General features: G+C 29.9%; 11 protein-coding genes. 3 read left to right on the top strand and 8 right to left on the bottom strand.

All coding sequences use genetic code 11. The annotated features are described in order from the left end of the window. The first annotated feature begins 1 nt into the window (after position 1). Positions 2-613, top strand: a complete 612-nt coding sequence (tmk, locus tag QZ306_RS01980) for a dTMP kinase (RefSeq protein WP_295160340.1) — start codon at positions 2-4, stop codon at positions 611-613. Here tmk and QZ306_RS01975 read toward each other — a convergent pair. Both QZ306_RS01975 and QZ306_RS01970 read right to left on the bottom strand, forming a co-directional pair. Continuing rightward, the gene (locus QZ306_RS01975; protein WP_295160337.1) at positions 582-998 is read right to left on the bottom strand and encodes a single-stranded DNA-binding protein; all 417 of its coding nucleotides are present in this window, start codon (positions 996-998) and stop codon (positions 582-584) included. The two genes, tmk and QZ306_RS01975, sit on opposite strands and share 32 nt — an antisense overlap. A 78-nt stretch (positions 999-1076) precedes the next feature. Further along, the gene (locus QZ306_RS01970; protein ID WP_295160333.1) at positions 1077-2111 is read right to left on the bottom strand and encodes a DUF3298 domain-containing protein; all 1035 of its coding nucleotides are present in this window, start codon (positions 2109-2111) and stop codon (positions 1077-1079) included. Positions 2112-2271: 160 nt separating this feature from the next. Here QZ306_RS01970 and QZ306_RS01965 point away from each other — a divergent pair, with 160 nt between their 5' ends. After that, complete coding sequence (locus tag QZ306_RS01965) at positions 2272-3132, top strand: AAA family ATPase (RefSeq protein ID WP_295160330.1); 861 nt, start codon at positions 2272-2274, stop codon at positions 3130-3132. 45 nt (positions 3133-3177) lie between these two features. Here QZ306_RS01965 and QZ306_RS01960 read toward each other — a convergent pair whose 3' ends face one another. The 3 genes from QZ306_RS01960 to QZ306_RS01950 all read right to left on the bottom strand — a co-directional run bounded on the left by QZ306_RS01960 (position 3178) and on the right by QZ306_RS01950 (position 5176). Beyond that, a complete protein-coding gene (locus QZ306_RS01960) occupies positions 3178-4182 on the bottom strand; it encodes an Ldh family oxidoreductase (protein ID WP_295160328.1) in 1005 nt (334 codons plus the stop codon). Positions 4183-4323: 141 nt separating this feature from the next. Continuing rightward, positions 4324-4575, bottom strand: coding sequence for a PepSY-like domain-containing protein (locus QZ306_RS01955; protein WP_295160325.1), 252 nt, complete (start codon positions 4573-4575; stop codon positions 4324-4326). Positions 4576-4597: 22 nt separating this feature from the next. Then, the gene (locus QZ306_RS01950; RefSeq protein WP_295160323.1) at positions 4598-5176 is read right to left on the bottom strand and encodes a PepSY-like domain-containing protein; all 579 of its coding nucleotides are present in this window, start codon (positions 5174-5176) and stop codon (positions 4598-4600) included. A gap of 245 nt (positions 5177-5421) precedes the next feature. On the opposite strand from QZ306_RS01950, the gene QZ306_RS01945 reads away from it, so the two are divergent. Further along, the gene (locus tag QZ306_RS01945) at positions 5422-6489 is read left to right on the top strand and encodes an aspartate-semialdehyde dehydrogenase (protein WP_295160321.1); all 1068 of its coding nucleotides are present in this window, start codon (positions 5422-5424) and stop codon (positions 6487-6489) included. Positions 6490-6579: 90 nt separating this feature from the next. Here the strand turns inward: QZ306_RS01945 and QZ306_RS01940 are convergent, their stop codons facing one another. From QZ306_RS01940 to QZ306_RS01930, 3 genes are all read right to left on the bottom strand, one after another. Then, a complete protein-coding gene (locus tag QZ306_RS01940; RefSeq protein WP_295160318.1) occupies positions 6580-7890 on the bottom strand; it encodes an NCS2 family permease in 1311 nt (436 codons plus the stop codon). A 103-nt stretch (positions 7891-7993) separates the two neighbouring features. Beyond that, positions 7994-9337, bottom strand: a complete 1344-nt coding sequence (gene creD, locus QZ306_RS01935; protein WP_295160315.1) for a cell envelope integrity protein CreD — start codon at positions 9335-9337, stop codon at positions 7994-7996. Positions 9338-9406: 69 nt separating this feature from the next. Continuing rightward, positions 9407-12241 carry a methyl-accepting chemotaxis protein gene (locus QZ306_RS01930; protein ID WP_295160312.1) on the bottom strand — a complete coding sequence of 945 codons (2835 nt, stop codon included), beginning with the start codon at positions 12239-12241 and terminating at the stop codon, positions 9407-9409. Positions 12242-12390 lie beyond the last annotated feature (149 nt).

The following is a 12390-nucleotide window of genomic DNA, read 5'->3' as shown; positions in this document are numbered from 1 at the left end:
TATGAAAGGAAAATTAATAGTATTAGAGGGCATTGACGGGTCTGGTAAATCAAGCATAGGTATGATGCTTACTGACAGTCTGAATAAACTAGGTATAAAATCTATATATACTTTTGAACCTACGCATGCATATTACGGTTCTAAGCTTAGGGAAAGTATGCTCTCTAAAGATTTGAAACCTGAAGAGGAATTATCTTTATTTATAGCTGACAGAAAGGAACATATTAAGCATATGATAAAACCCGCTGTTAATGACGGATATGTAATAGTTCTTGACAGATATATATACTCTTCTATAGCATATCAGGGCGCTAAGGGAATAGATAAAGAATATATATATAATCTTCATAAAGATTTTATATTAGAACCTGATTTAGTTTTTATATTTCATCTTACTATAGAAACGGCATTAAAAAGAATTATGAAAAAAAGAGGATTTGTTGATAGATTTGAAAACAAAAATTATTTGGAGGATGTTGATAAAATATTTAATTCTTTTAATGCATCTTATATACATCATATAGACGCCTCTAAAGATGAAGAATATATTAACAATAATATTCTGAATATTATCAGAGATTCTAAAATACTTCCTCTAGATTATCCTCAATAAAATCGGATACTATCTGGCTGTTTGCCGTTTTTGAATATGAGGCATTTCCTACGGATTTTTTATCTAAATTCTTTATATCAAGAGCCAGTATATAAAAAGATGTTTTTCTGCTTCCGTCTTTAGCAGTATAAATATTTTGTCTTAATTCTCCGTTTACAAGTACATGCTTTCCTTTAAATAGGCTTACAGCTGCTTTATCTGCGCTGTATCCCCAAGTAATCAAATCAAAAAAATAAACTTCCTTTTGAAAAACTCCGTTTGTATAGTAATATCTGTTATTAGCTATAGAAAATCTGCATAAAGATTTGCCGTTTTTAGTTTTCATATATGAAGGATCCTTTGTTAATCTTCCCTCTATTATTACTATATTAGCATTTCCAGACATATTATAACTCCTTAAATTATTCTTAATGCTAATAGTTAAACAAATATTTTTATTAATTTAAGCCCGTTTTTATAAAAATTATAAAAATAAATAGTATAGAGGAGAATCTTCTCTTATATATGGCTTAAGTTCTTTAAAATCAAAGCTTATTTCTGTTATCCCTAAAGAGTAAGGCGCTATATCATCAGTCTGCCATATAAAATTAATAGAATTAGGCAGTATTCTGAAAGTGGAGCTTTCTAATGTTACTGTATTAAAATCATAATAATCTTCTTCGTTTCTTCCAGACATAAGAATTTTTTCTCTCATTAATGAAATAAGATTATTATTATTAAAATTGCCTATTAAATCTCTTATGGTAATAAGATTTGAGCTTTCCAAAGAAAATACTTCCTGAATATTTACAGAAGTTTTATCATATCCGCCCGTATACATTAAGGAATAATTATCAAGTGCTATTACTTTATCATCTATATATCCCACATTTACAGTATTATCTATTTCATAGGTTATATTGCCTGTATTATCCGAAATCAATGTTTTCCATTCATTATAGTAATTACTGCATTCCTCTTCTATATAATTTAATGATGTTTCAATATCTGAATCTTCTTTATTATTATTTTTTCTAAATGATAATAATGTTCTATGATATGAAAATATGGAATTACTTATGCTTTCATTTTTATAATAGTCTATTATATCTGCATAATATACAGGTAAGTTTCTATTTAAATGAAACTCCATATCCTTAACTTCATTTGTTTCATCGTATCTTATTTCGGCATTAAAGATTATATCATCGCTTAAATTGCCAGATATGGATGCATATATATTATTATTTTTATCTATCTCATTTAGAATTAATTTATTATTTTTGATGCTTCCTGAAATTAAAGCCTTTTTATCTTTAGTATAATAATATCCGCTTAGCTTTCCTTTCTTTTCATTTACATATAAATACATAGATGCATCTTCTCCGGATATATTGCCCTCAAGAAGATAAAATTCGGATATTTCTATTTCATCATTAAAAAAATCATCATTATTATATTTGTCTGAATTGCATGATATAATAATCAATATAAAAAAAATTAAAAAAATTCTTACCATATAATTAATACCCTTTAGTTTTTTTCTATAACAATTAATATATAAATTAAACTTAAATAATCAATATATATTTTTAAAATTATTATAAATAATTGACTTTTTATAAAATTAATAATATCATTAAAAGCATGCAAATTTCTTAAATCAAAGAGGCAGAAAAATGGAAAAAGTGCAAATAGAAAATATAGAACTTACATTATCGCACTCGGATAATTTGAATATAAAATGGACAGGTCAGAATGATTTAGTAAGGCAGATAATGGCTTCTTGGCATGTAATTTCAAATGAAGATATACCTTTAAATCCTAGAATAGTGGGAAAACCGGGAGCGGGAAAAACAACTCTTTCATATTATGCCGCTAAAGAACTTCTTAAAAGAGAGGTTTATATATTTCAATGTACTGTGGATACAAGACCTGAGGATTTAATAATAATTCCTGTAATATCCGAAAATAATAAAATAAGCTATCATGCTTCTAGTTTGGTTACTGCTATGATTAAGGGGGGAGTTGCCATATTAGACGAAGGAAACAGAATGAGCGAGAAAACTTGGGCTTCTCTTGCTCCGCTTCTAGACGACAGAAGATATGTTGAAAGCGTTATAGCAGGAATAAAAATAAAAGCGCATTCCGATTTCAGAATAATAGTAACTATGAATGATGATGCAAGCACTTTTGAACTTCCTGAATATATACATTCCAGACTGCAGCCTACTATAGAACTGCCTTTTCCCGATATTAAAGAAGAGTATGATATATTAAAAATGAATCTTCCTTTTGCAGACGATGAGATATTAAAAATAACTGTAGGTTTTTTACAGAAATCTCATATAAATAATGCCTCTTTTTCTGTTAGAGACGGTATTAATATGGCAAGATATGCTATGAAGCTTTATAAAAGCAATATTGCTTCAAGCACAGATACGGCTTTTTTAATAGCTTTAAAATCGGTACTAGGCGATGAGGGCCTTAGAATATTAAGCCTTAATATTGATGATGATAATAATGCAGGCAGAAGATAAAAATAATAAATACTGATTTTAATCGGTCATTTAATTATATGAAATTTATATATCAAAAATATAATTATAAACATGTTCAGGCAAAGGTATACCGTTTTTTAAATAATTTACAGAGCAAGCCTCTTTTTTTTCTCCTGGTACTGATATGTTTTCACCTTCTTTTAATGCGGGTTCTTTTCTTATATCATCTATGAATGACTGAACTATATTTAAATATGCTTCCAAATCATTATAAACGGCAGGATCAATAACCAGCATAAATACAGATAGATTTCTTTTTTTATCCATATCTCCGTACATTTTTACTAAATTACCGCAGTATGCATTTCCTATTAAAAGCCCTGTAAAAGCTTCAACCATAGTCATTATTAAGTAGCCTTTTACTCCCCCGAAAGGTACAACATATTTTATTTCATTAGGATTTGAACTGGGATTGCCGTTTTCATCAACACCCCAATTCATAGGAACTGTTTCATTATTTTTGCGGGCTGTAAATATGCGTCCTAAAGATACCTCGCTTGTCGCCATGTCTCCTAATATAAAATCTTTTTTAGCGGGAAATCCGTAGCTTATAGGATTGGTGCCGAAAAAAGATCTTTTTCCTCCGAATGGTATAACGCATGGATCCGTATTAAGCATTATGAGAGAAACTTTATTTTTATCTATTGCCATTTTATTATAATAACCTAAAGCTCCTGCATGACTGCTGTTTTTTATTCCTATTAAGGCGATTCCTTGTTTTTCAGCTGTTTCCAAAGCCCATTCCATAGCATAGCAAGCTGCCATATGCCCGAATCCTCCGTCGGCATCCATCAATGCAAAGGAAGGTCTTTTTATTTCTATATTGAATTTTGAGTTTAAATTTATTCCTCCTGCTTTTATTCTTTCTATATAATGCTCCGTTCTTAATACGCCATGAGAATGTATGCCTCTTATATCGGCGTAAATTAATAGGTCTGTTACAATTGAAGCCTGTTCGTTTGGCACTCCTGCATTTTTAAATTTATTATAAACAGCATCCATTAATTCTTTTGCTTTGACTTTAATCATTATATATACCTTTTTAATTGAGAATAATAAAGTTTACATAATTATATATATAATGTCAATAATTTTATTTAACTATTAGGTAAAAAAAGAACAAGGAATTTTTATATATCCCTTGTTCTTTTTTATATTTTCAGTTTTTTATTAATCGTCCCATTCCTGACCTAATAGCTGACCATTATTATCTATATAAAGCTCCATCATGTTATTCATTTTTACTTTATATATATTATAATGCTCCATTTCCACAGCCCAAATTTCAGCCTGAGGATAAGTTTTTTTTGCAGTTGCTATAACAGCCTGAGGGACTTGATTAAGAGGTATATACCAATCTGCAAATAATGCGGAAGCGCTTAATATTGTTAAAGCTGTAAGTAGGCAAAGTATTTTTTTCATATTTTCTCCTTAAATTATTGTATTAATCGTCCCATTTCTGACCTAATAGCTGACCGTTATTATCTATATAAAGCTCCATCATATTATTCATTTTTACTTCAAATATAGTGAATTGTTTTTCTATTTTTATTATAGCCGCATTAGGATAAGTTCTTTTTACGGTATTCATAACATTAGCAGGAAGCACTGATGCAGGCATATTTCCGTAGCATTTAATTTCTTTCCAATCACCGTTAGGGAAGAACTCTATTTGTGTTCCGTTTTCTAAATATACTTTAATTTCGTCCCAATCTCTTTCTATAAAAGTTACTTTTACATTGGCAAAATGCTGTTTTATAAAGCTCTGAGCATTTTGAGGTATTGAAGAAAGCTGCACTCCGTATCCGTATTGTCCGCCCTGCTGAGTATAAGGGTCCTGATATGATCCCTGACCTCCATGCTGAGCATAAGGATCCTGGTAGCCTCCCTGACTGCCCTGCTGCTGATATCCGCCTTGACCGCCTTGCTGATTATCATAATAGCCGTTATATTGAGCAAGTAATAAAGATGAAGATACTGCGGTAATAAAAATAATTGATAAAGCTTTTTTTATAGTAGTCATAAAATTTCTCCTATTTTGTATTTTTTATAATATGTAAAAATAATCACTTATCAAGTAAATTATATTTACATTAATTATTATAGTATAATTTAATAATAATGTCAAATAATTTTACTAGTTTTTTACTAAAAATTTACATTATTTATAAAAAAATTATAAAAATAGAGAGAAATTAAAGAAAAAATATTGATTTTTAATATATATCATTATTTAATATAATGAAAAATAATTAATGGGGAAAAGTTATGAAAAAAGTAAATGTATGCTTATTAGGAGCTTCAGGAGCTGTAGGCAGGGAGATGCTTAAAATACTTGAAGAAAGAAAGTTTCCGATTAATGAACTTAGACTTCTTGGAAACAGAGAAGCTGGCAAAAAGATAAAATTCAAGGGTAAAGAGTATATAATTGAAAAAACTTCTAAAGATTCCTTCAAAGATATGGATATAACATTATCTGCAGTAGGAGCCGATTTAAGCAGGAAATTAATTCCTCTTGCAGTTAAAGCAGGAAGCATAGTTATTGATAACAGCAGCGCTTTCAGAATGGATAAAAATGTTCCTTTGGTTGTTCCTGAAGTTAATCCTGAAGATGTTAAGCTTCATAATGGAATAATAGCAAATCCCAATTGCTCTACAATAATAGCCTTGGCGGTATTGGCTCCATTGCATAAATTCGGTAAAATAAAAAGAGTTACAGCATCTACATATCAGGCGGTTTCAGGTGCGGGAAAAGAAGGTATGGAAGAGCTTGAGATGCAGATTAAAGATTATACGGAAGGCAGAAAACTTATAAATAAAACTTTTAAATATCAGATAGCATTTAATTTAATTCCTCATATAGATTCGTTTGACAAAAACGGATATACTAAAGAAGAATTAAAAATGGCAAATGAAAGCAGAAAAATATTACATGCTCCTGATATAAAAATAAGCTGTACCTGCGTGAGAGTTCCTGTTATGAGAAGCCACAGCGAATCAATTACCGTTGAAACCGAGAAAAAAATAACAGTTAAAAGAGCGAAAGAATTATTATCTAAGGCTCAAGGCGTTAAAGTGACTGATGATCCTGACAAGTTCAAGTATCCTATGCCTTTATATACTTCAAATCAGGATGATATACATGTCGGCAGAATAAGAGAGGATATCAGTGCTGAAAACTCATTAACATTCTGGTGTGCAGGAGACCAAATAAGAAAAGGAGCTGCAACAAATGCTGTTCAAATAGCCGAACTGCTTTTATTAGAATTAGAAAAAAAAGATATAAAACCCAAGCCTAAAATTAAAAAATCTGTAAAAAAATCATCTGTAAAATAATATAATTTTATCCTAATTTTTTAATAAAAAAGAGAGGACTTTAAAGTCTTCTCTTTTTTATATTAGATTATGAAATATGTCATTAAATAATTATATTAAGAAGCCTTGTATAATAGGCATAAGTATTTTTATTAAAAGCAGAGCCGATAATATCCAAGTTAATAAAGATATATCCTTAGTTTTGCCTGAGATAAATTTTAATATGGTAAATGATAATACTCCGAATGTGATTCCTTCTGCTATGCTGTATGTAAAAGGCATAAAGATTATGCATATAAAAGCGGGTATAGCCTCCGTATAATCCGAAAAATTAATCTCCAATATAGGAGTCATCATAAATAAGCCTACTATTATTAAAGCGGGAGCTGTGGCTGAGCTTGGTATAGCTAAAAATAAATGAGATAAAAATAATGAAGCCGTAAATAATATTGCAACCACCAAGGAAGTTAATCCTGTTTTTCCTCCTTCGGCAACACCTGAAGCGCTTTCAACATAAGTGGTAACGGTAGAAGTACCTATGCATGCTCCGACAACTGTTCCTATTGCATCTGCAAATAAAGCCTGCTTGCATCTAGGTACATCTCCTTTTTTAGTGAGTATATTAGCTTTAGTGCATACTCCGACTAATGTGCCCACTGTGTCAAACATATCAACAAAAAGAAATGTAAATAAAACTATAAACATATTGGGAGTAAATATATTGCTGAAATCAAGCTTAAAAGCAATAGGTTTTAATGAAGGCGGTATAAAGCTTGCATACGGAGATAATTTAGTAATTCCCATAGGAATGCCTATTAAAGTGGTGATAAATATGCCTAAAAGAATGGCTCCTTTTACATTATATGAAAGTAAAATACCTGTTATTATAATGCCTATTATTGCAAGCAGACCGCTGCCTGAGGTAATATTCCCAAGCCCAAGCAAGGTAGCTTCATTATTTACTATAATTTTAGAATTCTGAAGCCCTATAAATGCTATAAATAAGCCTATACCCACAGAGATAGCCCTTTTCATATTTACAGGTATGCTATTGACTATTGCCTCTCTTACATTAAATATTGTAAGAATAACAAATATAATGCCTTCTATAAATACTGCAGTTAATGCCGTTTCCCAGCTGTAGCCCATACCAAGCACAACGGTAAAGGCAAAGAAAGCATTTAATCCCATACCGGGTGCTAATGCAAAAGGCAGATTTGCAAACAGCGACATTATTAATGTAGCTATTATAGAAGAGACTACGGTAGCTGTAAATACTGCACCTTTATCCATACCTGTGGCGCTTAGAATATCAGGATTTATTGCAAGTATATAAGCCATAGTCATAAAAGTAGTAAACCCTGCTATAATCTCCGTTTTTACATTAGTGCCGTTTTCTTTAAGCTTGAAAAAATTTTCCATAAATATATCCTTTGATATTTTTAATCATAATAAAACTTCTGTATATTATGAAAGCTATAATATATATGAGATTACAATTTTTGCAATATTTTTTATTTATAAGTTAACTATTATTTTTGTACCAATCTACATTGCGTGTAAAATACATAGCAAGGGCAATAACAGCAAATAACCCCAATGTTCCTATAAGAAGAGCATAATCGGTAAGCTGAAGTATTCCGAATAGAAATATATAAATCAAAGATTGTGCAAAAGCTATTGAAGCGGCATACTTATGCGATTTTATTATATAGCCTATATATACCGAAGTTAAAACCGTTACCATTAATGCGCTTATAAAATAGCTTAAATTAAATATAAGATGTTCGGATATGGCTAAAATAAGCAGATAAAACACTGCATTGGCTATGCCCATTAATATATACTGCACAGGGTGTATGCGTTTATTTGAAAGAACTTCGCATAAAAAAAGTATAAAAAACGGTATGAATATAAAAAGTATTGCATATTTAACGCTTCTTGAAATTTTCTGATAATTATCATTGAGAAGCAGAAATGATATCTCAACAATATTGCTTTTATCCGTATTTTTTGACAAATTTACGCTATAGTCTTCGCTTGTCCAATACTTTTTAAATGAAGTATTAAAACCTGCTATGTTCCACTCAGCATTAAATCCTTTTTTGCTTACCTCCCTTTTTACAGGCAAAAAACCTCCCGTAAAACTAGGATCCTTCCATTTTGAAGATATTTTAAAAGTATTTTCAGATGCTAAAGGTGTTATTATCAAAGAGTTTCCTCCCTGAATATCTATAGTAATATTGAGATCAAAGCCGTTTAATATTCTATCTCTTGAAATTGTATATAAAAATTTATAATTAAACATATTTAAATCTATATCAATATTTTTTTCATAGTATTTCAGATTTTCATTTCCATTAACTGAAATATTAGGTAATTTTATAAGATTCTTTTTATTTCCTACACCCAATATAAGAATAGCCTCATCATATAGTATGATATTATTATTTTTATCCAAATTATATATTTCTTCATTATATTTGCCGAATTTTCCTGTAATATTTAATTCAGACTTGAAAATAGGAGCTTTAAATATTCCCCTGCTCAGACTGTATACTTCAGCGTCTGAAGATATATTATACTTATCAGGCATATAAAAAATATATTCCTTTATATAGCTTATCTCCCCAGTTTTACTGTCAATAAGTTTCTTTATATAAGGCACAGCAATAACAATACCCTGAATATCGGCATTCCCTCCCACAGGTTCTATTATTGAAGATACGGCTTCATCTTTATATCTTATTCTGTCTTCTAGAACGGTATTTATAAATGCCATAGGAATCAAAAGCAAAAGCCCTAGTATTGCTATTATAAGTATTTTGAATCCTAATGTATTTGAGATTTGATGTATATTTTTTATCATTCTGTTTTCCTTTTATTAATAATTATTATTAAGATTAAAGAGCAGAGTCTTCTATATTAATAGACATTATTACCATTTAAGTACAAATTCTGTGTACATTTCTCCATCGCTTATGGATTTGGTAATTTCCATAGTTGATCTTATATGAGTAATAGATTCCAGCAAAAGGCTAGCCCAAGAGAGAACGGCAAGCTCAATAACTTCAGGGTCTTCATTAAAATTAGTAAGATGAACCACCAATAATTTTTTTCTTGCTTTAATAAGCTCTATTCTTGCAGGATCAAATAAATTTTTGAACATATTCTCGGCTGCATAACCTAAAGTTAAATGCTTAGGTATGAAAAACAGCAAGGGTCTTACATATTTAGGAACTAATTGTCTGTAATTATATTCTGAAATTTCCTTAATTCCTGTATTGGCTCCCGAATAGAATAAATCGCATACTAATTTATAAGGTTTATGAAATGAAGTAGTATATGGATACCATTCTTTGCTTGATATTTCATTTTTAAATATTAAAGAAGATGAAGGCTCCATAGCCGCTATCCATTTTTGATATCCTTCCTCTGCAAATTTTGTTTTTACAAATTCCTTCAATATAATTAAATTTATTCCCTTTACTCTTTGGGTGGTGCCGTCTTTTTTTCCTTTAATATCTTTAATTTTATACTTGGATATTTTATTTTCAAGTTCAGATAAAAGTCTGTTGTTTTCGTTTGCAAACTTATTCATAGTATTTACCGAAGAAGAAAGCTCGTTTGAACTTTCTGATATATTTTCAACACTTGTATGAATAGAATCGGATATGCCTTTCAATTTATTCATAGTTTTTGATGTTGAAACGGAAATATTAGTAAGAGATTCCAAACTGTTTTTTATACCTCCGAGTCTGTCCGCCATATTTATATATTGGGTTTTAATATGTTCGCTGGACTGAGAAATTTTTGTAATAGATTCTGCTATTTCGTTTATAGCTTTTAGCTGCTCCACTGAAGATATATGCACAGTATCCATTATTTCAGTAACTTCCTGTACATCTTTAGTAAGCATATCAAATTGTTCGCTTGATTCTGTAAGATCATTGCTGGTTATAATTATTTTCTCTTCTATGTTTTGAAGAACTTTATTTGCATTATCCGCCTGTTCATTTGAAACCTCAGAAAGCTTTCGTATCTCTTCGGCAACTACAGCAAAACCAGAACTGTATTTTCCTGCATGCGCAGCCTCAATAGCCGCATTCATAGCCAAAAGGTTAGTCTGATTTGCTATATTTCTTATAGAGCTTACAAAATTAGAAATAAAGCCTAAGGCATTTCTTAAATCTCCTGTTGCCATAGATGTAGCCTTCATTTTCTCTTTGCTTTTTACCGATGCTAATGACAGATCTTTAGCTTTATCAGCAGCTTTTGAAATAACAGATTCTATGCTTTCTATAGTTTTGCTTATTTCTTCCATGGCGGAAGCTATCCGCTCTATATTTTCACCTTCTTCAATTATTTTATTCTGAAGTTCCCTTGTATCTTTTTCCATTAAATCAATGTCGCTTGTATTTGAAGATATATATTCCTGCATATTCTGATTGCTGCTTTCTACTATCTCCACCTGACTTAATTCGTCATTAACATTATTTTTAATAGCTTCTATATTTCCTTTAATTGTATATATTATTTCCAAATTGTCGCTGATTTTTTTTGATAATGTATCGCTTTGCTTTTTAGAAGTCAGTATGGTTTTTTTTACGCTTGATAATATTGACTGAAGAGAATTATTAAGCAGTCCCACCCATTTAGTCATTTCCCCTATTTCATCATCGCCTGAAATTTCCGGTATTTTTACAGTTAAATCTTTATTATCAACAGAATTGCCTATGGCATCTGATATTTTAGTAATTGAACTGAATAATATTTTTATAAAAAATATAATTGCCACTATAGCCATTAAGAAAGCTATTATAATAGTATAGAATATTGAATTATTTATATCTTTAATCTGCAAAGTATAGTATGAATCAGGTATAAGCATAACAACATTAATAATGCCTGAAATGCTTGACACATAAGCCTGATAACCCTTTTCATTAATTTCTATATCGCTTACTTCTATTTCTCCTGAAGAAACATTAGATTTAAATATTTCATGACAGTTCGGATACAATATATCTGCTTTAGAGCTGATATTTCTTCTTTCCTTAGAATTAATAATTGAAAGATTCTTTTTATCTATTATTAATAGATCCGCACCTTCTATGTCAAGTATATCTTTAATATCATAAACGGAATAATTAAATAATACGCCTACATTTGCGATGCCTATTATTCTGTTATTATTAATATCCAATATTGTAGACGGCATATTTAATGCAGTACCCGTTCCGTCATTATCATTGACTATATACGGTTTTAATTTCTGTCTGTAAAGCATGCTTTTATCTGCAATACCGTAATTATTTAAAAGATCCGTATGCATATACTGATTTGTCAGAGTTGATTTTGAATATTTATTGTCGGCTGTGGAATATCTGTATACAGCAAAAGGAGTATTTTCATTTACAATAGCATCAGGGTGTAATAAAATACTTATAATTCTATTAAAATATAATTGAGATTCATTGACTGAAGCCGATAAAAAATCTTTGAAATAGCTGTTTATATATTCGGAACTTTCATTTTTTATATTATTATAACCTATTGACAGAGTTGCCGAAATCTTTGACGATTCTTCTTTTGCAGAAATTATATTGTATTCAAATTCTCTTACTATTAACTTAAATCTATTATCTAAACTTCTTTTTGTAATAGAGGAGAAGGTTTCTGTATTTAAAGTATTGCTTAAAAAATTGGTGCTTAATGCCACCAAAGCCATAACTCCGACTATTATTAAAATTATACGAATCTTTATTCCCATTTCAAAATGCTCCTGTATTGTTAATATCGGCATTAGAAGTATATTTTTTAAAGAATTATAACTATAATATATTTAAAACGGATAACTGTAAAGACACATAAATAAAAAAGTATAATATTTTTTATATAAAAATAGGCGGTATCTTTTAC

It is taken from the genome of uncultured Brachyspira sp., assembly GCF_910588665.1.
In the GTDB taxonomy this organism is placed as follows: domain Bacteria; phylum Spirochaetota; class Brachyspiria; order Brachyspirales; family Brachyspiraceae; genus Brachyspira.
Note: the sequence above shows the minus strand (reverse complement) of the source record. Positions and strands in the feature narration are given on the sequence as shown.